The 25,177-nt window shown below is 40.0% G+C and carries 27 protein-coding genes; 13 read left to right on the top strand and 14 right to left on the bottom strand.

The features are described from left to right. Positions 1-44: 44 nt before the first annotated feature. The 3 genes from ACOQON_RS03640 (at position 45) to ACOQON_RS03630 (ending at position 4,407) form a co-directional block, all read left to right on the top strand. Positions 45-929 (top strand): FecR family protein, encoded by an 885-nt coding sequence (locus ACOQON_RS03640; RefSeq protein ID WP_420577564.1) that lies wholly within the window; start codon positions 45-47, stop codon positions 927-929. A 137-nt stretch (positions 930-1,066) separates the two neighbouring features. Continuing rightward, positions 1,067-3,577 carry a TonB-dependent receptor gene (locus ACOQON_RS03635; RefSeq protein ID WP_420577563.1) on the top strand — a complete coding sequence of 837 codons (2,511 nt, stop codon included), beginning with the start codon at positions 1,067-1,069 and terminating at the stop codon, positions 3,575-3,577. Beyond that, a complete protein-coding gene (locus ACOQON_RS03630) occupies positions 3,577-4,407 on the top strand; it encodes a DUF4249 domain-containing protein (protein ID WP_420577562.1) in 831 nt (276 codons plus the stop codon). Before ACOQON_RS03635 ends, ACOQON_RS03630 begins: the two co-directional genes overlap by 1 nt. 449 nt (positions 4,408-4,856) lie before the next feature. Here ACOQON_RS03630 and ACOQON_RS03625 read toward each other — a convergent pair whose 3' ends face one another. The 3 genes from ACOQON_RS03625 to ACOQON_RS03615 are packed head-to-tail and all read right to left on the bottom strand — an operon-like array spanning position 4,857 to position 7,004. Continuing rightward, complete coding sequence (locus tag ACOQON_RS03625) at positions 4,857-5,297, bottom strand: DinB family protein (protein WP_420577561.1); 441 nt, start codon at positions 5,295-5,297, stop codon at positions 4,857-4,859. Then, entirely contained in the window at positions 5,287-5,895 is a 609-nt protein-coding gene (locus ACOQON_RS03620; protein ID WP_420577560.1) for an IMPACT family protein, read from the bottom strand. Before ACOQON_RS03620 ends, ACOQON_RS03625 begins: the two co-directional genes overlap by 11 nt. Beyond that, positions 5,892-7,004 carry a hypothetical protein gene (locus ACOQON_RS03615; RefSeq protein ID WP_420577559.1) on the bottom strand — a complete coding sequence of 371 codons (1,113 nt, stop codon included), beginning with the start codon at positions 7,002-7,004 and terminating at the stop codon, positions 5,892-5,894. Before ACOQON_RS03615 ends, ACOQON_RS03620 begins: the two co-directional genes overlap by 4 nt. Positions 7,005-7,102: 98 nt before the next feature. Here ACOQON_RS03615 and ACOQON_RS03610 point away from each other — a divergent pair, with 98 nt between their 5' ends. Next, positions 7,103-7,990 (top strand): GNAT family N-acetyltransferase, encoded by an 888-nt coding sequence (locus ACOQON_RS03610; RefSeq protein WP_420577558.1) that lies wholly within the window; start codon positions 7,103-7,105, stop codon positions 7,988-7,990. On the opposite strand, the gene ACOQON_RS03605 is transcribed toward ACOQON_RS03610, so the two are convergent. Beyond that, positions 7,974-9,140, bottom strand: coding sequence for a glycosyltransferase (locus ACOQON_RS03605; RefSeq protein ID WP_420577557.1), 1,167 nt, complete (start codon positions 9,138-9,140; stop codon positions 7,974-7,976). The genes ACOQON_RS03610 and ACOQON_RS03605 overlap by 17 nt on opposite strands. Before the next feature lie 49 nt (positions 9,141-9,189). Here ACOQON_RS03605 and ACOQON_RS03600 point away from each other — a divergent pair, with 49 nt between their 5' ends. Further along, entirely contained in the window at positions 9,190-10,032 is an 843-nt protein-coding gene (locus ACOQON_RS03600; RefSeq protein ID WP_420577556.1) for a glycosyltransferase, read from the top strand. 1 nt (position 10,033) lies between these two features. Here ACOQON_RS03600 and ACOQON_RS03595 read toward each other — a convergent pair whose 3' ends face one another. The 5 genes from ACOQON_RS03595 to ACOQON_RS03575 all read right to left on the bottom strand — a co-directional run bounded on the left by ACOQON_RS03595 (position 10,034) and on the right by ACOQON_RS03575 (position 15,360). After that, on the bottom strand, positions 10,034-12,661 hold the full coding sequence (locus ACOQON_RS03595) for an ABC transporter permease (RefSeq protein ID WP_420577555.1): 2,628 nt from the start codon (positions 12,659-12,661) through the stop codon (positions 10,034-10,036). Next, positions 12,658-12,996 (bottom strand): PadR family transcriptional regulator, encoded by a 339-nt coding sequence (locus ACOQON_RS03590; protein WP_420577554.1) that lies wholly within the window; start codon positions 12,994-12,996, stop codon positions 12,658-12,660. Before ACOQON_RS03590 ends, ACOQON_RS03595 begins: the two co-directional genes overlap by 4 nt. A 207-nt stretch (positions 12,997-13,203) precedes the next feature. Further along, entirely contained in the window at positions 13,204-14,118 is a 915-nt protein-coding gene (gene rsgA / locus ACOQON_RS03585) for a ribosome small subunit-dependent GTPase A (RefSeq protein WP_420577553.1), read from the bottom strand. A gap of 134 nt (positions 14,119-14,252) precedes the next feature. Further along, complete coding sequence (locus ACOQON_RS03580) at positions 14,253-14,882, bottom strand: peroxiredoxin (RefSeq protein WP_420577552.1); 630 nt, start codon at positions 14,880-14,882, stop codon at positions 14,253-14,255. Between the two features lie 34 nt (positions 14,883-14,916). Continuing rightward, positions 14,917-15,360 (bottom strand): Fur family transcriptional regulator, encoded by a 444-nt coding sequence (locus ACOQON_RS03575; protein ID WP_420577551.1) that lies wholly within the window; start codon positions 15,358-15,360, stop codon positions 14,917-14,919. Positions 15,361-15,532: 172 nt separating this feature from the next. Between ACOQON_RS03575 and ACOQON_RS03570 the strand changes: the two genes are divergently transcribed. The 3 genes from ACOQON_RS03570 (at position 15,533) to ACOQON_RS03560 (ending at position 18,053) form a co-directional block, all read left to right on the top strand. Next, positions 15,533-16,591 carry a DUF6588 family protein gene (locus ACOQON_RS03570; RefSeq protein ID WP_420577550.1) on the top strand — a complete coding sequence of 353 codons (1,059 nt, stop codon included), beginning with the start codon at positions 15,533-15,535 and terminating at the stop codon, positions 16,589-16,591. A 137-nt stretch (positions 16,592-16,728) separates the two neighbouring features. Then, entirely contained in the window at positions 16,729-17,199 is a 471-nt protein-coding gene (locus ACOQON_RS03565) for a low molecular weight protein-tyrosine-phosphatase (RefSeq protein WP_420577549.1), read from the top strand. Then, positions 17,196-18,053, top strand: coding sequence for a fructosamine kinase family protein (locus ACOQON_RS03560; RefSeq protein ID WP_420577548.1), 858 nt, complete (start codon positions 17,196-17,198; stop codon positions 18,051-18,053). The genes ACOQON_RS03565 and ACOQON_RS03560 overlap by 4 nt, the downstream gene beginning before the upstream one ends. Positions 18,054-18,164: 111 nt before the next feature. Here ACOQON_RS03560 and ACOQON_RS03555 read toward each other — a convergent pair whose 3' ends face one another. Further along, on the bottom strand, positions 18,165-19,403 hold the full coding sequence (locus ACOQON_RS03555; RefSeq protein ID WP_420577547.1) for an aspartate kinase: 1,239 nt from the start codon (positions 19,401-19,403) through the stop codon (positions 18,165-18,167). A gap of 78 nt (positions 19,404-19,481) precedes the next feature. Here ACOQON_RS03555 and fbp point away from each other — a divergent pair, with 78 nt between their 5' ends. Then, complete coding sequence (gene fbp / locus ACOQON_RS03550; RefSeq protein WP_420577546.1) at positions 19,482-20,489, top strand: class 1 fructose-bisphosphatase; 1,008 nt, start codon at positions 19,482-19,484, stop codon at positions 20,487-20,489. Here fbp and ACOQON_RS03545 read toward each other — a convergent pair. Next, positions 20,464-20,781, bottom strand: coding sequence for a hypothetical protein (locus ACOQON_RS03545; protein WP_420577545.1), 318 nt, complete (start codon positions 20,779-20,781; stop codon positions 20,464-20,466). The genes fbp and ACOQON_RS03545 overlap by 26 nt on opposite strands. A gap of 58 nt (positions 20,782-20,839) precedes the next feature. Here ACOQON_RS03545 and ACOQON_RS03540 point away from each other — a divergent pair, with 58 nt between their 5' ends. Next, a complete protein-coding gene (locus ACOQON_RS03540; RefSeq protein ID WP_420577544.1) occupies positions 20,840-21,313 on the top strand; it encodes a nuclear transport factor 2 family protein in 474 nt (157 codons plus the stop codon). Here ACOQON_RS03540 and ACOQON_RS03535 read toward each other — a convergent pair. Genes ACOQON_RS03535 through yihA form a run of 3 tightly spaced genes read right to left on the bottom strand, consistent with a single transcriptional unit; the run spans position 21,303 to position 22,838 of the window. After that, entirely contained in the window at positions 21,303-21,755 is a 453-nt protein-coding gene (locus ACOQON_RS03535; RefSeq protein ID WP_420577543.1) for an acyl-CoA thioesterase, read from the bottom strand. The two genes, ACOQON_RS03540 and ACOQON_RS03535, sit on opposite strands and share 11 nt — an antisense overlap. Next, a complete protein-coding gene (locus ACOQON_RS03530) occupies positions 21,748-22,206 on the bottom strand; it encodes a DUF5606 domain-containing protein (protein ID WP_420577542.1) in 459 nt (152 codons plus the stop codon). Before ACOQON_RS03530 ends, ACOQON_RS03535 begins: the two co-directional genes overlap by 8 nt. A 29-nt stretch (positions 22,207-22,235) precedes the next feature. Continuing rightward, positions 22,236-22,838, bottom strand: coding sequence for a ribosome biogenesis GTP-binding protein YihA/YsxC (yihA, locus tag ACOQON_RS03525; RefSeq protein ID WP_420577541.1), 603 nt, complete (start codon positions 22,836-22,838; stop codon positions 22,236-22,238). 62 nt (positions 22,839-22,900) lie between these two features. Between yihA and ubiE the strand changes: the two genes are divergently transcribed. Genes ubiE through ACOQON_RS03510 form a run of 3 tightly spaced genes read left to right on the top strand, consistent with a single transcriptional unit; the run spans position 22,901 to position 25,142 of the window. Next, positions 22,901-23,623, top strand: a complete 723-nt coding sequence (gene ubiE, locus ACOQON_RS03520) for a bifunctional demethylmenaquinone methyltransferase/2-methoxy-6-polyprenyl-1,4-benzoquinol methylase UbiE (protein WP_420577540.1) — start codon at positions 22,901-22,903, stop codon at positions 23,621-23,623. Further along, the gene (locus ACOQON_RS03515) at positions 23,572-24,393 is read left to right on the top strand and encodes a porin family protein (protein WP_420577539.1); all 822 of its coding nucleotides are present in this window, start codon (positions 23,572-23,574) and stop codon (positions 24,391-24,393) included. The genes ubiE and ACOQON_RS03515 overlap by 52 nt, the downstream gene beginning before the upstream one ends. Beyond that, positions 24,390-25,142: an SDR family NAD(P)-dependent oxidoreductase gene (locus ACOQON_RS03510; protein WP_420577538.1), complete on the top strand. Its 753-nt coding sequence runs from the start codon at positions 24,390-24,392 to the stop codon at positions 25,140-25,142. Before ACOQON_RS03515 ends, ACOQON_RS03510 begins: the two co-directional genes overlap by 4 nt. The last annotated feature ends 35 nt before the right edge of the window (positions 25,143-25,177 follow it).

The raw sequence follows: 25,177 nt of genomic DNA, 5'->3' as shown, positions 1-25,177 counted from the left end.
AAAAAATTAGGGGTTGCCCCCCATATGTTTGACTGATAAATGAGATGGCAAAAGACCTGAAAATATATAACCACCTAAACTACAAGGATCAGCCTTCTGATAAAGAAGACGGGTTCGTTGAGTTTCTATTTCAGCACTCTGACCTGAATGTCCCGGAAATTGATGAAAATAGAGCGTGGGATAAATTGAATCAAAAGATTCACAATCCTAACAAAGGTTTTGCGTGGATGAAAATAGCAGCAGCTGTTGCGATTCTTGCTGTTCTTTCAGTTTCCTTATTCTTATATGATGCAGCTCCATCACAAATTCAAGTGGCTTCTGCTGACCAAAAAGTAAATGTGACCTTTCCTGATGGTTCTATCGGTATTCTAAATGCGAATTCCAGTTTTACCTATCCTGAATCATTTGGTGATGAAAGAAATGTTTCTTTCTCAGGTGAAGCATATTTTGATATTCAGAAAAGCGAAAAGCCTTTCATTATTGATGTGAATGGAGTAGATGTAAAAGTGCTTGGTACCGCTTTTAATCTGATTACGACAGAAAATGAGGTTCAACTTTATGTCGACAGAGGTTTGGTCGCTTTTGAAAAAGATGGAAAGCAAACACAGGTTCCGGCAGGAAAAGAAGCCATCTTCAACAGAAATGATGCTTCAGTAGAAGTGAAAAATATCCCTTCTGCCAATATCATGAGCTGGAGAAATGGCGTTTTCAGCTTTGATCAAACGCCTCTGGGTGATGCTTTAGTTGAGCTTGGAGAGTACTATGAAGTTGAATTTGAGCTCTCAAATGATAAACTGGAGACTTGTAAAATCTCTGCAACTTTTAAAAACCAGACCTTAAAAGAGGTTTTGGAGACAATCAGCACTGTTCTTAACGTAAAAACCACCCTTAAGAACGACACAGTGAAAATTTCAGGTAAAGGCTGCTAATCACTGGTAAATCCTTTCATTAATTTTGGGGCGTGTTTATCGCCTTAAAATCCACTTTAAGTAAAGTCATCCTATGTGTATGCTTGTGTGGGCCATTAACAATATGTGCTCAGCAAAGTGCGCTTAATGGTAATTTGATGTTTTGGGGTGAAATCTCTTTGTTTAAATCACTGGATTCACTTCGTAATACAGGCATCCCGATTGCATACAGCTCTGATAAACTGACCAACCAAACACTAACCCTCGAAAAAGGGCTTACTATAAAAGACTTCTTTGACCTGTTAGAGGAGAAGCTGATAGCAGATATAAACTATGCTGATCGCCAGATAATCATTTCTCCACACGTCGCTAAGAATTACACGGTACATGGAGTACTAAAGAATGCTGAATCGGGAGAGCATATCATTGGAGCGACTGTGCAGATTGAAGGGACAAAGCTTGGAACGACCACCAATGGGTATGGCTATTACACCATCACAATTACCGAGGGCGATTATCGACTAAAATTTTCGCACATCAACTATGAACAGAAACAAGTAGAAATAGCACTTTACCGGAATACTTACCTGGACATTTCAGTTTCACCTAAAATCACCCAGCTTGATGAAGTCGAGGTAACCTCGATTGCGGATGATGTGAATATCTCGGAAAATATCCCATCTATCACCCGGGTCTCTATATCAGGACCGGATGGTCAAATTCCTTACTTTCTGGGTGAAGTGGATGTAATACAAAATGCCTTACTAAAGCCGGGAATCAGAGCTATTGGAGAGGATGCGAGTGGTATTCATGTGCGGGGAGGAGGGGTCGATCAAAACCTCACTTTACTTGATGAGGCTACCATTTATAATCCCAACCATTTTTATGGACTTATCTCAGTCTTTAATCCTGAGGCAGTCAATAATGTACGCATCCTCAAAGGGTATATCCCACCCTCCTATGGTGGAAGAACTTCATCCGTAATTGAGGTAAGACAAAAGGAAGGAAACGTAAATAATACACATGTTTCCGGTGGTATTGGGATATTATCTGCACGAGCATTGGTCGAGGGGCCAATTCATGAAGGGAAAAGCTCATTTCTGATTTCCGGCAGACAGAGCTTATTGAACCTTTCTCTGGATGACTTTGCCAGCACCTCTGTGAGAAGAAATCGCATTCGGTTTCAGGATTTGAATGTTAAACTCAACTTTAAATACAGTCGAAATAGTACGTATTATCTCTCAGGCTATTTGGGGAATGACAGAAACCTGGCAGGCTTGAATTCAACCAGAAACTGGGGAAATAGAATGCTTAACTTTAGGTGGAATTATCTTTTTAGCCCTCGTCTGTTTTCCAATATTTCTGTTTTCGTTTCGGAGTACAACTACCGAATAGAAAATACTGATGAGCCGGGTGCTTTTGTGGGAAGATCAAAAATTGCTGATTACAGTGCTAAAATGAATTTAACCTACGTGATAAATCCCAACAACGAGATTTCATTCGGTTTCGGTACCATTTATCATCGCTTAGCTCCCGGATCACGTGAGCCACTTGATCAAAATGCAAATACCAACACTATAAAACTGGAAGATGAACAAGGATTTGAATCCGCCTTTCACCTAGGGCAGGAAACGAAAATCGGTCAATTTTCATTGAGTTATGGTTTAAGATTGAGCACTTTACACACCATTGGTCCGGGAACAGTTTTTCAATATAGGGATGGGGCAACCAAAGCCGATTCCACTATTACAGACACCTTGAATTATGAATATCTTGATGTCATTAACAGGGAGTTCAATTTAGAACCTCGTATGTCTGTCAACTGGCAGCTTAACGGAACGACTGCAATTAAGACTTCATTTACAAGAACTGCCCAATACCTACATCTTATATCTAACACCATTTCACCAGCGCCAACTGATATTTGGAAGCTTAGTGATACCTACATCCCTCCCACCACCACCAATCAATACACACTCGGTTATTATAAAAACCTAAAAAATAATATGTGGGAGTTGTCAGCTGAGGCCTATTTTAAGGACATTAACAGCAACATCCAGTATAAAAATGGTGCCGACCTTGTTTTCAACGAAAATATTGAAACCGAGCTACTCTTTAGTGAGGCAAGAGCATATGGCCTGGAGTTATATGCTCGAAAAAAATCAGGGCGACTCAAAGGTTGGATTAGCTATACGCTTTCACGGGCAGAGAGCCGGATTCCTGAAATCAACGGAGAACGATATGTGCTTGAAAATCATGATAAAACACACGATTTTTCAACATCATGGAGCATGCAACTGTCACCCAGGTGGAGTGCTTCAGCCAATTTTGTTTTCAACACCGGAATTCCAGTCACCCTGCCGACCGATAAATATGTATTTGAGGGGAACTTGATCCCACATTTTGGATTAAGGAATAATGCTCGACTCCCCAATTATCACAGACTGGATTTGTCCGTGAGGTGGGAAGGAAAAAAATATAAAAAGGATGGTTCCATCAGAAAGAACGATGATTATTGGATTCTCACGATCTATAATGTCTATGCTCGACAAAATGCATACTCCTATTTTTATAGAGAGTCACCTATTGACCCGGGCACAGCCCAGGTAGTAAAGTATTCCATATTTGGTACAATTATTCCTGCGATCACCTACAATTTCAGGTTCTGATGAAGCGATTTATGTACATATTGCTTTTTGCCTTTTTGGCCTGTGAGGAGGTTGTATTTATTGACCTGCCAGCTCCTCAAAATCAAATTGTAGTGGAAGGTTGGGTCACAGACTCACTAGGTCGGCAACCGATCCGAATAACCCGATCCAATGCTTTCTCCAGCGATATCCCTTTCACACCAATTGAAGATGCTCAGGTTATCGTCCAGTCAAGAGATGGAGATGTGTTTTTATATTCTTATAGCCAGCAAGGATATTACGAAGCAGACACTGAATATCAAGGAATCAGTGGAAAGCAATACCGGGTTCGTATCGTTTTAGACACCATGGAAATACGATCGGAATGGGATAAAATGCCAGAGCTAGTGCCTATTGAAGAGCTAGAAGTAGCTTCATTTGAGGAAAACGATCCGGATGATTCCGATCAGCAAATCACAATTTACTACCCGAAGATCACCACACAGGACCCGGAAGGTCAACAAAATTTCTATCGGTGGATTTTTTATAAAAATGGAATTATTTTCAATGAACCTGAGCCCATAACCATTCAGAACGACCGGCTGTTTAACGGTAATCTCATCCCCAATAATTTTCAAAATTTCGATTACGAATCAAGTGATGAGATGACGGTGCAATTAGTGTCTGTTTCACAAAGAGCACATGGTTTTTTGTCTTTACTGCGATCTCAGATCACGACATTGGGTACATCTTCAGGTACCACGCCTGCTGTGGTAACAGGGAACGTTTTTATTGTAGGTAATCAATCTGAACAGGTACTTGGTTTTTTTGGAGCTGTTGCCGGAAGCTACGCCACCGAAACCGTCCCATAAAATATTGCTCCCACTTAGGGGTTCCTTATTTCATTTATTACATATAAATATGAAAAAGAAAATTACCCTATTACTCGCAACGATCCTTGTAACTATTCTTGGTATCAAGGTTTCCAGAAAAATGAGAAAAATGGCTTGAGGCCGAAATTGAATTGAAATTGGACTAATGCTATCCTTCAGGATGGCATTTTTTATTTGTTGGGCCCGAAAAAAACAAAGAAGATAAAAAGCAAACGGAGCGCCCTCACCAAAGCAACTCCGTTCTAATTCAACCAGCTATGGATTGTTTTGAATTTCTTTAGTTCAAGGTTAGCTAAGATTTTTATAACGTACTATGCTCATTCGGCTATTCTCCTGAAATATTAGATAAATCCAATATTATCACCGATTAAGATTTTTCACATTGAAATATTCAATGAATAAATCTGCATAATAGCCAAAATCAACACCTAGGATAGTATTCTTCTATGATAGTTGATTTGTCCCAAATGGTAATTCAAATGCCCTTCAAGATGGATTAGGAAGTAGTTCACGGTCATCGGATAACCGAACAGTTCCAATGGATATTTAGAAGAAAATGAAGCAGGGTCAACATTGTTAAAATAATTATCAATTACCTGTTTCGTGCTTTCTATTTCAGACAATAACTCTTCAAATGAAGCCTTTCCACTAAACTCAAAATCACGATTTCTTTTGTAGTCAGATTCTCCGAGGACAGCTCCGATGAAGTGTTGCAGGTTTCCACACAAATGCATAGTCAGATTTCCAGCAGAGTTATTTATACCATCTACTTTGATCCAAAGCTTACTTTCATCTGAGTATGCCTCACATTCTCCTTTTAGACGGTCTAAGTCCCGAATGAAGAGTTGTTTAAAGTCGTCATTGATCATCACCGGTTATTTTAAATTCCATGGTATAAAGATCGCCAGTTTTTGCCTTAAAATCTTCAATATGATCCTTTTTGATACTGCCTGTAATTTTACATGCCAGTTGAAAATCACGGTCAATTACATCGATATTACAATCTACAATGAGCCGTTCCGCTGTACTCATCATGTCATACGGAAATCTCATTTCAAGCTCTCTCGTTTCAAAAATTTCGATCTTTTTAGCTTTTGAAAGAGCCGCCGATGTAGCTTCCTTATATGCATTAATCAGTCCGCCTACTCCTAATTTTGTCCCTCCGAAATAACGAATAACCACCACAAGAACGTTGGTGAGTTCGAACGACCTTATCTGCCCAAGAATAGGGTCGCCGGCTGAATGAGCCGGTTCTCCATCATCATTGGCGCGCAACTGTTGATTATCCATCCCCAAAACCCAGGCGTAACAATGGTGTCGGGCATCATAGTATGTTTTTCTTAATTCCTCCTGAATCGATTTGATTTGTTCCTCCGATGCTACAGGATAGGCAAATGCAAGAAACTTGCTGCCTTTTTCCTTATACAGCCCTTCGGTTCTTTTTTGGATGGTATTGTATTCGCTCAAAGTTCTGATAAGAGCCTTTTGGCTTCAGACTCAACTTGTTCCGTTTCTGCATAGGTAAGTGCCAAATCTAAAAACTCCCTCGCCTCCTCATTTTGCTTCCTTTCAACAAGCACTCTGCCCAAGCTGAGGTATCCAAAACTTTTGAAAAACTCCCCATGATTTGGAATTGTATCTCCATATTTAAGGCCCTCTCGGTAGGCATATTCGGCTTTTTCTTTATTCTTCACCACCTTTTCTTCGAAGTAACCTAAAAAGACATATCCGGCAAGTCTATAATAAGGACTATCATGCTTGATCAAAGCATAAATCATATCAATTGGCACATTCTGAAAGTCCTTGGGATTGGCCAGAGATTCTAAATATTTAGCCTTTGCGTAGTAATTGTTAGGATAAATCGTGCATAGCTCTGATAGATACTTCTGAGCAAGATGCGGCTCCATCTCATACCTTAGGTAGATATAACTTAAATATACATGAGCTTCCACTCTAGTAAGAAAAGATTCCGTACAGGCTTTTTCCAGCTGCTTAAGTCCAAGCTCCATATCTCCACTCCTAAAGAACCAAAGCAGGGGTTTATAAATAGGATGCTTTTCAGGATACTTCTCTCTAAAATAATTATACAATCCTGTTGTCAGTAAAAACTCCGGATGCTCATCTACAATATCAAAGCCCTTTTTCATTAGTCCATAGGCCCGATTGGCCTCTCCCACAGCCTTCATTGTGGAACCTTGATCAGCATAGTACTCCGCCAATAATCCGTAAGATGCCATCGCAAAAAAAATCATCTCCGGCTCATCCAGGTTTGGATCTTTGGCTTTTGCTAATTCAATGGCAGAATCCAGTTGAATTTCCATCTCCAAAAAAAGCTCATCAGAGATAAGAGGAATATTTGACCATAGTATCGACATGGCCCTCATCAATGGAATAACCGGATGATTGGGTATGTATTTCTCCGCCCTAGATATGTAATACTCAGCAGAATCCGGGGCGGCATTGTAAATATGATCAGTTCCTTTTTTAACCAACTCCTGTACATAACCACGCTCGAATACCTGTCCTATGGCAGTGGTTGAACTTAAAATTACAATTAGGGCGATTACTCTTTTCAAGGGTGAACAATTTAAGATTTTATTGTAAAAATCTAAGATGCAAGATAACGTCGGTTTTGAGCTTTAAAAAGTAGGATAGGTATTTAATTTGTAGTCTCATGCCAATAAATATTTATTCCACTCCTCAAGAAATAACAGCTGAATTACCAGCTGTCTATTACCACAAAAGTTATTTTCAAACTCAGACCTATCAGGATTTTATCGCATTCTCGGATAAAAACTTTTTTACTGCTTTTGATCTATTGGATGAAGTGGCAATTAGTATACCAAAGAGCCCTTTTGGATCTATTTTTTGTCTGAATAGCTATGTAAAAGGAGAATATTTTATGGATAAGACCGTAAGCCATTTAAAGGAGAAAGGCATACGGAAAATAGTCATAACACACCCCTCAGCGATCTATCGCTCATTCCTTGATGAGACCGAGCTGATTAAATACGGATTCAAACCTTCTTTTTCAGATATTAATCAACATGTCATCTTGAACAATGAGTGGGAAAGCTCCATTCATAAGATGCAGAAAAGAAAACTGGAAAGCCTACAAAATGAAGGCTTTGAATTTCGAAAAATGGCTAATGATGAACTAGAAACCGCACATAAATTTATGACGGTATGCCGACAAGCCCAGGGACTGCAAATCAATATCTCCTGGGAGCATCTAAAAACACTAAATGAACAGCTCCCCGGAAAATACGAATGCTTTGGTGTCTTCAGAGAGGGTAAAATTTCAGCATTGTGTATCGCTGTGAATGTGAGTGACGAGGTAGCTTATTATTATCTACCGGGTACAAGCCCGATGTTTCGAAATCAAAGTCCAATGGTCATGTTAATTGCCGGAATGGTCAATTACTACCGAGAAAATGGGTTTAAATATCTGGACCTTGGAGTCTCCTCCATCGAAGGAAAGCCACAGGAAACTTTAAAAATGTTTAAAGAGCGAATGGGTGCTGTCATTACAGAAAAGCCTACGCTTACCTATGAGTTTTGAGAGCTGACTCCACTTTATCCATCCATTTCTCAGGAGCAAATTTATCCACCACATAACCTCGTATAACATTTGGATCAAACTGGTTATACGAAGACATCATTTTCAAAATACAGTCCTTTAAATGAGCGGCATTGATATCTGAAAGAATGCCATTTTCATCATTCACAATCTCTTCCGGCCCTCCGCACTTGGTGGCTACAACTGGTTTACCACACGCCATAGCCTCTGGCAGCACATTTCCAAAGGTTTCATAGCGACTGGGAAGCACTAAAAACTGACAATTTTGAATATAGGACCTCACCTCCTCTCTGTTTTTCTCCCCGACAAATTCGATCCTATCCTCAACCTTGAGCTGCTTTGCTTTCTTTAAAAGACTTTCCATTTGCGATCCATCTCCAACAATCTTAAGCCTAAGATTTGCTATATCAGCCGCTGCATCTATCAAAATATCAAAGCCTTTTTCCGGCTCCAGTCTTCCAATGGCCAAAGCATAATCTCCTATACCTTTCTTCACTCCAAAAAAATCTATGTCTACAGGATTGTAAATCGTCTTCGTTTCCATAACCCATTTGTCAATCTCTTTAGCCTGAAAATCGCTGGTAACCATTACCGAGTCAGCTTTGGAAATGGCAGATAGAGTCTGTTCTTTTAGACTTCCCAGATCCTCTAACATCTTTTGAAACATAAATCCACCCAGGCGAATATGAACATAATATGGAACCTTGTATTTTTCTGCCAGGTATTCTCCTATTAATACACCGGGATAGACTGCCTGTACATAAATCGCATCGGGCTTTCCATGTTGGAGTGTATAGGCCTGATAGTTTAGCTCATTGCAACGAACAATATCTTTCAGGTTACCCATCCTAAAACGTTTTGTCCAGCTAAGCGCCGGCTGATAGTATTCTGTAAAACCATGATCATCTACAATCCGGGAAGTGTCTTTTTGATGATGCAAGAGCTTGGACAGACTCTTAATGTGATCTTTGGCCCAAATCAATTTTTTAGGATCTCCTTGTCCCCAGGTGCTCACACCTACCTTCCACTCAGGCCTCAATCGGGTCATCATAGCAATTTGCTCTTTGATGAATATTCCATAAGTGGTGTTTGATGCTGATGGATACCAGGATGGAACGATAAAAAGATTCATTCCCCCGAATTTAATTGCTAAAAACGATCTCTGTTATGATATTAACCAAATGAATCAATTGCCATTGGTTTCAGTCATTTGTTTATGTCACAATCAGCTCGCGTACGTTCGGGAATCCATACAGTCTGTTTTAAAGCAGAGCTACCCCAATGTAGAGTTGATTGTTGTGGATGATGGAAGTAGCGATGGTAGTAAAGAAATGATTGGTGCTTTTTTAAAAGGAAGCGACATTACATTCATTGACATTGAATCACCTATTGGAAACTGTGCTGCGTTTAACTGTGGTTTTCTACAATCCAAAGGGGAATATATCATCGACCTGGCAGCTGATGATGTAATGATGCCTGAGCGCATTCTGAAGGGTATAAATACATTCATGAAATCAGATGCCGGAGTTTCATTTTGTGATGTTCAAAATATTGACCAGGAGGGTAAGGTGATTGGAACGCACTTTAAACGAAACCAACATGGAAAACTTCTGGAGAATATTCCTGAAGGTGACATTTATACGGATCTGATCAGGAGATACTTCATATCTCCCCCATCCATGATGATAAAAAGAAAGGTGCTGGAAGATTTGAATGGCTATGATGAATCACTTTCGTACGAAGACTTTGATTTCTGGATTCGTTCATCACGCAATTGGGAGTATGCTTTTACAGATGATGTTTTGATCAAAAAAAGGGTAGTTCCAGGCTCACTATCAGATAAACAGTTCCGATTTAAGTCCAAATATCAACGAACTACCCTAGCAGTTTGTCAGAAAATCAAAGAGCTGAATCGCTCAAAAGAAGAAGACTCAGCCCTTAGTAAGAGGTGTCTGTATGAACTTAAGCAGTGTATCAAACAAGGAAATTTAGATCTTATTCCGTCGTTTTTAAAATTATTATAATCTATTCATATTTTAGCGTATTGGCCGGATTCAGTGCGGCAACCTTCAGTACACGAGCGCTGACGGTAATCAATGAGCAGATTACGACTACAACTAAAGCTATCAATATTACCATCCAGGGAAAGTCGATTCGATACGCATAATTATCGAGCCAGCTATTCATTCCAAAAAAAATAACTGGGACACCAATGAGGGTAGCTATTCCTATTAAAACGAGAAATTCGCGATAAAATAGCGATACAATGTGTATCTCTGAAGCTCCAAGGACTTTACGAACACCCACTTCCTTTGTTCGCTGAGAAGCGATAAAAGAAATAAGTCCAAACAAGCCCAGAATCGCAACCAAAAGCGCAAAACCGGAGAAGATGCTAAAAACGGTACCAAACTTTCTGTCCTCTTTATAAAGACGATCAAAACGTTCATTGATAAAAGTATACTCAAAAGTTGCCTTTGGAAACATTTCTGACCAAGTGCTTTGAATATGATCCAGTCCGGCTTGAATATTCTGTGATGAGAGTTTTACTATTGATCTATGTAATACCGGACCATGAAAATAACACGTAGGTTCTGCAGACTTTTTCAAACTTGTCCGATTGACATCCTCTATCACTCCTATAATATGGTATTTATCATTTTCAGGGTCTCTTCCAAATTGTATTTTCTCATTAACCACATTCGGATTTGAAAGGTTAAATCGATCTAAAAAAGCCTGATTTACAATAACAGCCGAGCTATCAGAAGCCAGGTCCTTCTGGAAATTTCTCCCATCAATAAGCTGAATATCCAAAAGACCAAAATATCGCTCATCAACTGTTTGAATATAGGTTGTTGCATCAAGACGATCAGTGAGTCCTACGATTTTAACCCCTCCACTGGTCGAAGCTATTTCATCACTTTCACCCCCGGGAACGGAAGTGGTGGTTGCAAGGCTGATAATATTAGCATTTTTCAGCAAAGAGTTTTGAAAAGCTTTTACACGTTCTCTCATAGCCTCAAAATCTCCGTTTTCAGCTCTCGGGTTTCTAAACGAAATGACATGATCGATTTCCATACCCATGTCTTTGTTTCTCATATAGTCCACTTGTTGAATCACTATCAGTGTGCAAGCAATCAAAACAATGGATGTAGCAAATTGTAAAACCACCAAACCCTTTCGTAACCCAACTCCACTTTTGGAGTTTCTGAATTTCCCTTTTAGAACCGTGATTATTTTGAAGTTAGAGAGAAAAATAGCTGGATAAAACCCTGAAATGAATGTACCTACTAAAACAAAGGCTGTCAGCATTAGCAGCAAGGAACCATCCTTCCAAACGGTATTCAAAATAGGAGTTGCGACTAGTTGATTAAAGAATGGAGAAACAACGTGCATAATCATTAAAGCAGCAATTCCACCGATTAAGTTGATCAAGAGTGCCTCTATCAAAAACTGAATTCTTAATTGTTTTTTACCCGCTCCAATCACCTTCCTCAAACCCACTTCCTTGGCACGGTCTATTGCCTTAGCAGTAGAGAGGTTGATGTAATTGACCCATGCTATGATTAAAATGAAAATAGAGATGATCTCCAGAAAATTCACAGATTTCTTACTTCCAGAAGCTTCCGGCTCAAACGTCATATCCGCATTCAAATGAATCTCCTCAACAGGCTGTAGATTGAAGAATAAAGTACTTTCCTCACTCAAATGCTTGTTTTTGATTGGAATCATTTTTTCCTCTAGAGCGCCAATATCAGCACCTTCATTGACTCGTAAATACGTGTAATAGTTAAAAGCTCTCCAGTTTTCATTGTCCAACCTTTCCTGAATAGTAGATATGGAAATAAGAAAATCAAATTTAAAATGCGTATTCAGGGGTACATCTTCGATAACCCCCGTTATTTTAAAATCCTGATCAAAACCGGAGTACACATGAATGGTTTTTCCCACTGCGTCCTGACCTCCAAAATAAAACTGAGCCTTGGATTTTGTGAGTACGATCGAATTTGGTTCCTTCAGCATGGTTGCCTTATCCCCAGCAATCACTTTGTGGCCAAAGAATTCAATGAAATGCTCATCCACCATTTTCACTGATTCCTCATTTATAAGAGATTCATCTTTTCTTGTTGTCACACTTCCAATATTGTACGTCAAGGTGTAACCACTCACCTCAGGTATTTCTTCAGTTATGACCTTGCCAGAGGGGTTGAACGACATAGCGTCTCTGGTCACTACTTGCTCATCCACTATCTGATCGGTTGTGAGACGGTAAATCGTTTTCGGATCCTTGTGGAATGAGTCATAGCTGCGCTCAAACTGGATGTATTGATTAATTAGAAGAAATGCCGCTAATCCTACGGCTACTCCTATTACATTGATAGCTGTATATCCCTTGTGCTTAATAAGATTTCTAAAGCTGATTTTAAAATAGTTCCTAAACATACCTGTGTCCTTTATTATTGAGTTTTTGAAAATGGGCCTTAGCAATGAAATCCGGAATAAAAGGCAGACATCAGCGAGGTATCTCAGCTGAGGAAACTTTCTTTGTTCCTCAATATGCTCAGCATAAATCTCCTCCAGATCACCTTTGATATCAGGATAAAAATCCGGGTGACAAAACCATCGAAAAAGCGTATCTGCAGACTTTTTGATCATACAAATTTCAAATCAAGTGCTACCTCGGGGATAGCATCCCATAGCTGCAAACGCACATCTTTAGAATGTTCAAGCGCTCTTTTACCATGAGCAGTGATTTTAAAAAAACGTTTAGGCTTGCCTCCTCTTTTTGCATTAGGCTCTCCTTGTCGGCTATCCAAATAGCCTTTCTTCTCCATGCGTCGAAGGGCTGATTGTAAAGCCCCCACGCTAACTTTTCGTTGGAGACGTTTTTCAATTTCTTCTTTAATCGCTACACCGTAAGCTTCATCATAAAGCACGCCAACGGTCAGCAATACAATCTCTTCAAATTCACCTAATTGAAATTTTTTCATTGCTATAAATTTCCTAATTGTAGTATTGACGGCTTAAATCTAAAAAAGTTTCATCAATTTCCTAATTGCAGTATTGATCCTACAACTCCATCATTCAATTTCAAAATCCAGTGAACACTTGGTGCTATTTGGGTGTTATAGAATTACACTAGTAATAGTGAGTTAGGTTGGTTGTGTGATGGGGTCGCCCTCCAGGGCGACCCTTTGTTATTTGCGATTGTCTTCTCCTCTCAAAATAGACAAATAGCTATCGTAGCGTAGTTGAGAAATGGTATCTCCCACGGCTTCTTTTACCTTACATCCGGGTTCATTTTCATGCAGACAGTTGTGAAACTTGCATTGACCCAGGTAGTCCCTCATCTCAGGAAAATAATGCGAAAGTTCTTCCTGTTCTATTTCAGAAAGTCCAAGTTCCTTAATTCCCGGAGTATCAATAATCGCAGATTTCTCATCCATAAAGAACATTTCAGCGAAAGTGGTAGTATGGACTCCTTTGTTGGCAAAGTCTGAAATTTCACTCACCTCTTGTTGGGCATCAGGGATTATTTGGTTAATTAATGTGGATTTTCCCGAGCCACTATGTCCACACAAGAGGCTTGTTTTGTTTTTGAAAAGGGCTTTCTCATTAGCAGTCACCTCCTTTTCGAATTGACACAATCGCACGTCATAGCCCAATTCAGTATAAATTGATTTAAGCTCTTCAAACTTTGCCAGTTCCTTATCTCCATAAAGATCTTTTTTGTTAAAAAGTATTACCCCCGGAATTCGAAAGCTTTCCAATGTGATTAAAAACCGATCGATAAATCCAGTGGAAGTTCGAGGTTTTTTAAGTGTAACTATTATAATCCCCTGATCGATATTGCTTGCTATAAGGTGATCATGACCTTTTTTTCTTGGACTTTCACGAATTACATAGTTTTCTCTATCGTAAATCTTCGTAATAACCCATTCATTGTCCGCTTGTTGATTAGGCTCTATTTCCACCCAATCACCCGCTGCAATGGGATTGGTTATTTTCTTATCCTCTAGCCTAAACTTCCCCCTGAGTCTGGCCACCAACTTTTTACCTTCTGCAAGTACTTCATACCAAAGCCCGGTGGTCTTAACTACTAGTGCTTTCACTTCAAGTTGATAATTAACATTTCAGGCAATAGTACGAAGAAAAGTCGTCTCAACCACTCAAAGTGGTGTAGCGACATGCAAACAAAAAAAGGCTGATCACATCATGATCAGCCTTTATATTAAATCTTATTCTCTTAGTTATTAGAAAGGTATTCTGCTACTCCTTCTCGTGTAGCGCTCATTGCAGTTTTACCTTCTTCCCAGTTTGCAGGGCAAACTTCACCGTGTTTTTCAACGTGGTGCCATGCATCCACAATTCGAAGCATCTCATCAATGTTTCTTCCAAGTGGAAGGTCATTGATTGTCTCATGTCTCACGATTCCATCTTTATCGATGAAGAACGTACCTCTGAAAGCAACAGGCGCTCCTTCAAACTCCAGGTTTCCTTCTTCGTCATACATCCAATCTCCTGCAAGCACACCAAAGTTTGATGCTACTGTTTTAGATGGGTCCGCTACCAATGGGTAAGTAACGCCAGAGATACCTCCTTTATCTTTATCAGTCATCAACCATGCAAGGTGTGTTTCCTCCGTATCGCAAGAAGCTCCTACCACAGCTACGCCTCTTTTTTCAAACTCGGCAAGCCTCTCCTGAAACGCATGGATTTCAGTTGGACAAACAAAGGTGAAATCTTTAGGGTAAAAGAAGAACATTACTTCTTTCTTACCGATGTACTGATCAAGAGAAAAGTTATCCACGATCTCTTCACCGTTGATTACCGCTGGTGCATTTACAATAGGTGCTTTTTTTCCTACTAATGACATGTTCTACGTTTGTTTTTAATTGTTAAAAAGTGATTTATAAAATGGTGACATCAGATTCAGGGTCAATGAGCTCTCCACTTACCTGAAGTTTGATATCATTTACTTTAAAATTTTTTATTCGCTTCTTTCTAAAGAAGTCGTTGATTAAAGAATGCAACTCGTCATCATAAAAGTCTTGTATCTGATTTGTTTTTAAGCAATAGATATGTCCGTGCGGACTCAAATTCGCATCATATCGCTTCGACCCTGACTGCACTGAAACTCTTCGAATCAATCCAGCCTCAACAAGCACATCAAGCACTCGGTAGATACTACCGAGAGATATAGAAGGATTGTTCTCCTTAATGATTTCATGAATTTTTTCCGCTGTAGGGTGTGATTTCGTATTTATCAGCTCTTTTAACACTGCAATCCGTGCGTGAGTAGCTTTTAACCCCACATTGCCAAGTTGTTCTTTTATTTGACTTGTTATTTCCATTTAGGAATTATTCCTAAATGCGAATTTAGGTTAGATTCTATTTTTCACCAAAAATTTCGACCAATGAATGAAAATACCTTGAGTTGTAAATCAAAAAAGTGCTGAAATCTTGGTTAATTGCATTATTAATGAATGATTTATCTTTAATAAGTCAGAACCAAACACGATCACAATGAAGAACATTACTACTAAGATTTTAATGCTACTATTGCTTGGCTGCTTCACAATCAGTCATACCACAAAGGCGCAGGACTTTGGCGAAGTATTTAGAGCTGGTCCGGAGGACGCGGAACAATACCTTGAAAGTTACATTGACCCTATCATGATGTCATTTAACAATGGCCTTAGTGGGGGTTGGGTAAATACAGCAAAGACCCACAAGTTATTAGGGTTTGATTTAACTGTTTCAGCTAATATTGCCAATATCCCGGATGGTGATAAACAATGGCAATTCAGAAATGCTGATTTTAGCAATTTACAATTACGAACCGGGTCTGAGGCTACATTGCCAACAGCAGTTGGCGGTCCTACGGATCAAGAGCTAGTAGTGAAAGGAAATGCGAATATTGGTTCAATCAATTTCACAAATGAATCGGATCCCTTTCCTGCTGCTGAAGGATATGATACAGAGGATTTACCGATTGCTGGGTTCCCTGTACCTACTTTCCACCTGGGAATAGGTCTTGTCAAAAACACTGATTTGAAAATAAGATTTGTACCCTCAATAGAAACCGATGAGTTAAGCTTTAATATGTGGGGGGTAGGCGTGCTTCATGACGTAAAGCAATGGATTCCAGGATTAAAGTTAGTTCCAATGGATATATCCGCTTTCGTTGGGCATACTAGCCTAAAAGCTGAATTTGATATTGATGAATCATCTACAGATTCGAACGGGTATACCTATGCGGCTGATGGAACGGCTGAGTTCAAGGCTTCCTCAACAGTAATTCAGGTGTTAGCATCCAAGAAACTTGCCATATTTACTCCTTACGTAGGATTAGGGTATAATATAGCCGGCAGTTCATTTAAAGTAAATGGAGAATTTGTTTATTCTGATGGTATTAATACCGAAACTGTACAAGATCCAATCGACCTTTCCTTTGGCGGGGGTAGCTCACCACGAGTGACTCTAGGAGCTCAGATTAAACTATTGATTCTAACGCTACACGCAGATTACTCAATACAGAAATACAATACATTCACTGTGGGAGCAGGATTTAGCATCAGATAGAAAAATAAAGATTGTATAAAAAAAGAAAAGTCCCGTCAAAAACGGGACTTTCTTTTTTACTTGTCAAACAGGTGTATGAATAATTTGTGTTATGCATTAGATATATACACGTAAAGTGAAATAGGTAACCCCTCTTTATGAAAAAAATTTTATTTGTTTGTTTGGGCAACATCTGCAGGTCTCCTTTGGCGGAAGCTATTTTTAATAAAAAGCTCGAAAATGAAGGCCTAAGCGTTAAACTAATGGCTGATTCTGCTGGCACGTCAGATTATCACATAGGAGAAAATCCAGATCCAAGAACAATCGAAATAGCTCAGAAACACCAAACCCTCATTTATCACAAAGGACAACAATTCAAAAAACATCATCAGGAAGAATTTGATTATCTCATTGCGATGGATCGCTCCAATCTGGAAAATATGATCAGGGAAATGGGAGAAAACCCTTCTAAATTAATACTGATGAGGGATTTTGATCCGAAGGGGAAAGGTGAAGACGTTCCTGATCCCTACTTTGGAGGAGCTAATGGATTCGAAAATGTATATCAAATCCTGGATCGGTCATTGGATGAGTTTCTAAACTTTCTAAAAGAAAAACATGATCTATGAGTGGTTTCATTGATCAAATCATTTCTAAAAACTTAAATACCTCTGTAAAATCATCTCAAACCATTTCCGGAGGATGCATTAACAATGCTTATAAGATAGAAACCGATAAGGGGCTTTTTTTTATTAAATGGAATAAAAAAGAGATAATTGATATGTTTCGAACAGAGGAGAAGGGACTAAAACTCCTTAATAACCACTCTCCTGTTCATTCGCCAAAAGCCCTCTCATACGGTGAAATTGATAACAAGTCTTACCTCCTAACAGAGTGGATAGAAAAAGGAGTTCAAAAGCCTACGTTCTGGGAAAGCTTTGGTCGCAATATGGCCAGGCAGCATAAAGTAACCTGGAGTCATTTTGGTTTAGATCATGATAACTATATTGGAAGTCTACCCCAGTCTAATGCACAACACAAAAGCTGGCATTCATTTTTTATTGAAGAACGACTAAAACCACCACTCAACCTTGGGGCATCTAAAGGCCTGATCGACACAAACATTCAGCATCAGTTTGACATTCTATTTAATCGATTGGAAGAGCTTATCCCGGATGAACCCCCTGCACTCCTCCATGGTGACCTTTGGAGTGGTAATTTCATGACAAATAATGACGGAAAAGCTGCGATTTTTGATCCGGCCGTACATTATGGTCATAGAGAAACCGAGCTTGCATTCACACAGCTCTTTGGTGGCTTTTCGCCTGATTTTTATAGTTACTACAATCAGGAATATCCATTAGAGCCAGAATTCAAAGAACGGGTGGATATACACAACCTTTACCCGCTATTGGTTCACATCAATCTTTTTGGAAATTCATACCTCTCCGGTATCATTCAAACCTTAAGAAGGTTTTCTTAGATCACTAAAAGACTACAAAAGTCTTAGAGACTCTTGTAGTCTTTTCCTTAATTAACCATTGGTAAAGATTTCTCACTACGTTCGAAATGACATCTAAAAAATTATACTCTACTAACGATAAAGCACCTGATAGTTATTCGATGTTTTTTGCTCCATGATCACGGTTCTGTTCCAGGGAAGTTTATTGAAAGAATCGGGTGTATAATTCTTTATGGTAGCCAGATTTAACGGGCTTTCGAATGACAAAATAAAGTCTCGGTTCAATAGCTCTTTAATCCGCTTGGATTTAAACTCCTTATTGTCAATACAAAAAGAGAATGTCAGGGCAGAGTTTTGCATCAGGTTGATTTTGATGTTTAGCAAATCCAAGACCTGCAATATCAAGCCCAGCTTTTTCTCATCCATGAAGCTGTGGTCTTTTACCTGAGCAGTTACCAAAAGCTGATTTCCCTTAAAAACAAAGCATGGGATCATCTTGGTTGTATTATCTGTTGCAATCGTAGTGCCTGTTTTATCTCTATCCAGAAAAGAACGAACAATCAGAGGAATGCTTTTTTGAGCAATGGGCTTGAGGGTTTTAGGGTGAATGATCTGCGCTCCATAATAGGTCATCTCGGTCACTTCCCTGTAGCTCAGTTTTTCGTACTGTTCTGTCCCCTCCAATATTCTTGGGTCTGCATTTAAAATACCCGGAACATCCTTCCACACAGTGAAACCATCTGCATTTAGACAGTAGGCCAAGATTGCACCGGTGTAATCTGATCCCTCTCTACCCAGCGTAGTTGAGTTGCCCTCCATGTCAGAACCTATGAATCCTTGAGTCACCACCACGGACTGTTCAGCCACAGGCTTTAAAGAATGGATGACCTGCTTTTCTGTGACAACCCAATCCACATTCGCTTCTGTAAAATACTGGTCAGTCCTAATTACAGACCTGGCATCAAACCACGTACATGAAATTTGCTTTTCCAGAAATGCTGCCACAATTGAAGTAGACATCAACTCCCCGTGTGGCACCACTTTATCATACGCCAGCATTGGCTCGTATTTGCTAAGGTCTTTTAAGGTGTCTTCAAGTGACTTTTCAAACTGAACATACCTCTCGGGCAGTTCACCCAAAAGCTCCAAGGCAATACCATGATGATAATCCTTTAATTCATCCAACGTTTGACTGTAATCTTCTTCTGCCAGTGCCTGTTTGACCAGCTCTTCAAGTTTGTTTGTAGTTTTTCCCATCGCTGATACCACCACAACCACTTTCCCCGAATCGAAAGAAGATACAATTTCAGCCAAATTTTTTAGGCCTGAAGCATCTTTAACAGAGGCTCCTCCAAACTTGAAAATCTGCATAATGCAAACGTTATAACTAGTGAATGAATTAATTTCGTGGTTCGAAAGTCAAAATAAAATTCTGAACAAACACCCCAGATGAACAAAAGTAAGCTTGGCCTACCAATAGGAACAACCTTAGACCGCTTTATTAAACAAAAAGAGGATGAATTTTCCTCTGCCACAGGAGAACTGTCTCAACTTTTGAGAGATATTGCCCTTGCCGGAAAAATTGTAAATAAGGAGGTAAACAAGTCTGGTCTTCTGGATATAACAGGAGGATTTGGAGAGAAAAATGTTCAGGGAGAAGATCAGCAAAAATTGGATGTGGTAGCTGATATCCGGTTCACAAGAGCTTTGCGTAATGGAGGCATGACGTGTGCAGTGGTTTCTGAGGAAGAGCAAGAGATTGTTCACCTAAACCCCAACTGCAGGTATGTGGTCGCCATTGATCCATTAGATGGTAGCTCCAATATTGACGTAAATGTCTCAATCGGGACGATTTTCTCCATTTACAAAAGAATCTCTCCTGTTGGAGGACCTGTTCAGGAAGAAGATATCCTACAAAAAGGTACAGAACAGGTTGCTGCGGGCTATATCCTCTATGGTTCATCCACTATGCTCGTTTACACGACCGGTCGGGGGGTTCATGGATTTACACTGGAGCCTAGCCTCGGGGAATTTGTTCTTTCTCACAATCTGATGAAGTGCCCTAAAGACGGTAAGATTTATTCCATCAACGAGGGTAATTATTATGCGTTTGATGAGTGGGTGCGAGAGTACGTGGAAGATTGCAAGAGAAAAGGGATGACTGCTCGCTATATCGGTTCACTGGTTGCTGACTTTCACAGAAATATGATGAAAGGAGGAATCTACCTTTATCCGAATACGAAAAAGGCACCAGATGGCAAATTAAGATTACTTTATGAGTGCAATGCACTGGCCTTCATCGCTGAACAGTCAGGGGGAGTGGCCACAAATGGTAAAGAAAGAATTCTGGATATTCAGCCGACCACTTTTCATCAACGATCACCACTCTACATCGGTTCTTCCAAAATGGTAGAGCATGCTACTTCTTTCATTAAGGCTGGTACTGCTGTCGGGTAATTACTTTCTGCTTTTCACGTTCAATGATTGCTTTGGCTACATTTCGGCCAATCTCTCCTTGTTTTGAGTGCTGAAGCAAGTTTTTCACTTTGTTTTCGGGAATATCAATGCGATAAAGTGCATTCAAGAGCCTGTTTAAATCATGATCGAGAAGGTAATCGACCTGTGTAGTCAGAAAATCCTCCAACCGATCAAATTCATTATTCCCCTCCTCAAATTCCAATTGCTCCTCTAATCCTAAATCCTTTCTGATCAGTTGATAACTGCGTCTTACTAACGTAACTTCATCCATAATAAATGCTGATTAAAGCAATGATCAGTCATTTTTTTTGACTTTGAAAAATCCTACTATGAAAAAAATATTAATTACGCTCTTCTGTGCAGCCTCGTTGCTTTCATACTCACAAAATGACGAAAAAAGTGAAATTATGCAGGTGATCAATCAGGTGTTTGAAGCTATGCGTACGAACGACAGCACATTGCTGAAACAAAGCTTTGTAGAAAGTCCTAATACCTTCACTGCATTCATCAACCAGGAAGATCAATCACAGCTTGCTACGGGAGATTTTCAGCGATTTATTGATGCTGTAGGTCAGCCAAAAGACCAGGTGTGGAACGAACCCATTTGGAATGAGAAAGTAGAGATTGACGGCAACCTTGCCTCCGTCTGGGTAGATTATGCGTTTTATGTCGATGATCAGTTTTCACACTGCGGAGTAGATGCTTTCCATCTGATCAAACGTGAAGACGGCTGGAAAATCTTCCACCTGGTGGACACCCGAAGAAAATCAGATTGTGAGGTGCCTGATGAATTTAAGCCTTAGCCTTATCAGGAATCCATTCAAAATCTTCTGATTTTACCGCATCGAGCAGCAGTTCACTTAACTCGGTAGGCGGAACCGTGGTTCTGCGCTTACTCAAGTCGAGCCATGCTCCATCTACATCGATTTTAGCTGAAAGGCTACCGTCATTCGTGTAGATGTTATGCCTGAATGACCATTTAGAACCGTCTTTTCGGAGTTTGGAAATGGTAAAACCCACTTCAAACTCTTCGTTCATACGGACTTCTTTAAAAAACCGGGTGTCTTCTCTAAAAAGTATTGGTCCTACTCCCATTTTAATAAGCTTACCAAATGACATATTGATATCTTCAAAATACATCAAACGTGCCTGAGCACAGTAATCATTGTAGGCTGTGTGACGCATGTGACCATTAGGGTCAAGGTCAGCCCATCGGACTCTAAACTTGTATTTTACTTCACTCACCCTTTGCCTCCTCTTTCTTGGCAGCTTTCTTCGTTTCTTTTTTTTCTTTCTTTTTCTCAACCAGCACCTCTGGTGCTTGCTTCACTAATTGGTCGTACCAGCTCACTACCTTTTTGATGTCCGATACGTACACCCGACCCTCATCATAATCAGGTAGCACAAACTTCAAAAAAGCTTTTAGTTCTTCAGGGCTACTGTTTTTATCCAAATCAGTATCTCCATCAAATTCTTTGTGGATTTTTCTCATGACATCTTCTAACGGCACAGCGCCTTCTGCATCTGTGGTATAAATAGAAATCTCAGAGAGAATGCTCACCTTATTGTGCATGGTGGCTACCATTTTCTTTTTGTGCTCATCCAGGCTCTCCAGGATTACTCCCGTTCGGGTTGGTTGAATAATCTTAAAAAGGGTTCCCTTTCCGGAAACAGACGCGATATCACTAAAATCCATAAATTATTTTTTGAGGTGGCAAAAATATCTTATCTCACTATCTCTGCATTGATTCGATCAATAAAATCCAAAATTTCTTCACCCCCCACCCTTTCGGCCGAAGATGTAATGAATGTAGGAGGCAACTCTTCCCATGTTTTTCGCATGACTTTCTTATAGGTGGCAATATTGGAATGCACCTGATTTTTTCCCAGCTTATCTACTTTGGTAAAAACAATACTGAATGGGATTCCTGCCTCACCCAGCCATTCCATAAACTCCAGATCAATCTTCTGAGGTTCGTGTCGGCTATCCACCAGCACAAACACACATGCCAGATTCTGCCGCTCCTCCAGGTAGGTATTGATCATCTTTTTCCATGCAGCCTTATTTGTCTTGCTAGTCTGAGCCCATCCATACCCTGGCAAATCCACCAGGTACCAATTGTCGTTAATTAAAAAGTGATTAATAAGCTGTGTTTTACCTGGAGTGGATGAGGTTTTTGCCAGCTTTTTTCTGCTCGTCAAAAGATTAATCAGACTTGATTTGCCCACATTGGACCGTCCAATAAAGGCATACTCCGGAATGGTAGGTTCAGGACACCCGTTTACTTCAGGGCTGCTTTTTACAAATTCTGCTGATTTTATCTGCATGGAGAAGAAACTGCTAACATTTGAACCTCACAAGGGTTTAATCCACTAATATTGCGGCAATTATGACGGTACTTCCTTACAAAGATAAGTCGGATGCGAAGAAGAAGCAGGTAGCAGAAATGTTTGACAGCATCTCCGGCAAATATGATTTCCTAAATCACTTTCTAAGCCTTGGAATAGACATTCGATGGAGAAAGAAAGCCATCAAAATGCTCAAAGATCTCCAACCAAGAAAAATTCTTGACATAGCTACGGGTACAGGAGATTTTGCCATTGAATCGTTGAAACTCAATCCGGAAAAAGTGGTGGGCGTTGATATCTCAGAAGGCATGCTGAATGTCGGGAGAGAAAAAATGAAGAAGAAAGGGTACTCGGATATCATCGATATGCAGTCAGGAGACTCAGAAAACCTTCATTTTGAAGACAATAGCTTTGACGCTGTGATCGTTGCATTTGGTGTGAGAAACTTCGAAAACCTGGAAAAAGGACTGTCTGAAATGAATCGAGTTTTGAGGCCTGGTGGACGAGCCGTGATCCTTGAGTTCTCAAAACCAACAGTATTTCCATTCAAACAGCTATATAATTTTTATTTTCGTTGGATATTACCGAAGATTGGAAAGCTGGTATCGAAAGACAATGCCGCTTACACCTACTTACCAGAGTCTGTAAATGAATTCCCATATGGAAATGACTTTTTGAAGATTCTGGAGAAAACAGGATATAAAAAGACTAAATGCAAACCATTAACCTTAGGCATCAGCTCTATTTACGTGGGAGAAAAATAGCCCTTACGTGTTTGCTTATTTTGGGAATGGGGTATTCGTCTCACGCTCAAAACAACCCAACTGACAACCTGATCCATTATGAGGACCAGTGGATTCACTATGGTTTCCTGATTGGAATCCATTCTTCAAAATACATGACTCGCTATTCGGATTACTTTACGTCTCCGGCAATGGATACAGTCCACTCCATCATACCCGGAAATCTCGGAGGGTTTAAGCTTGGATTCGTAATTAACATGAGGGTTTCCAAGTACCTGGATTTTCGGATGTTGCCCACTGTCGGTTTCTACGAGAATGATTTGAGCTATCGATTTACTAATGGAACCACTCAGCGAGAGCTGAAAGATGCAACAATGGTGGAGCTTCCTCTTTTATTCAAATACAAATCTGCACGCAGAGGCAATCTGGCCATGTATATGGTGGCGGGAATTAACCCTTCTTTCGAGGCGGCTGGAAAAGGAGACGAGGAAGATGTAGGACAAAAACTTGAGTTGAGGAACTGGAATTTGGCCATTGATGTCGGCGTGGGGCTGGATATGTATTTTGCCTATTTTAAGTTTTCACCTGAAATCAGGTACTCCTACGGGCTAAGAAATATGCTCACAGATGATCCAAATGATTTCAGCATTGGGCTGGATCGACTTACCACACAGAATCTTGGCATATTCGTGACCTTTGAAGGTGGTCCGGGCGGTAAACGTAAGCTTGGAAAGACAAAAAAGCGAGACAGCAGAATCGAATCTCGACAAAGAAAACGATTGAAACAATGACTCAACCCATCGCGCTAATCACAGGAGCAACCAGCGGAATCGGAGAAGCTACTGCTCGATTGCTAAGCAACAATTACCGATTGATCATTTGTGGCAGAAGGGAAGATCGACTAAGAAAGCTTAAAGATGAGCTTAAGGGGGATGTGCAAATACTGTCTTTTGATGTCAGAGATAAAAAAGCTGTTTTTAACGCGATTTCCTCTCTTCCGAAAGATTGGCAACAAATTGATATTCTCATCAACAATGCTGGAAATGCTCATGGCATGGATCTGATTCATGAGGGAAACCCTGATGACTGGGATGCCATGATGGATATCAACGTGAAAGGCCTTCTTTACGTGAGTAAAGCCGTTCTTCCTCAAATGGTGGATCGAAAAAAGGGTCACATTGTAAACATTAGCTCGATTGCCGGACTGGAAGTTTATCCACGAGGAAATGTGTACTGCGCATCCAAGCATGCAGTAGATGCACTTACAAAAGGCATGCGCCTTGATCTGAACGAACATGGGATTAAAGTAACCTCCATCGACCCAGGACTGGTGGAAACAGAGTTTAGCAAAGTAAGATTTAAAGGAGATAGTGACCGTGCTAAGCAGGTCTATCAGAATTATACTCCTCTAACTGCTCATGATGTAGCAGAAACCATTGAATTTGTTCTGAGTCGCCCTGCCCATGTGATGATTGGAGACCTCCTGATTCTACCCACAGATCAGGCCAGCAGCACAATTGTGAATAAAAAAAGTAATTAGTCTTTTCGAAAGATTTGCGATAAGCACATATTTGC

It is taken from the genome of Ekhidna sp., from assembly GCF_965221965.1.
GTDB lineage: Bacteria > Bacteroidota > Bacteroidia > Cytophagales > Cyclobacteriaceae > Ekhidna.
Note: the sequence above shows the minus strand (reverse complement) of the source record. Positions and strands in the feature narration are given on the sequence as shown.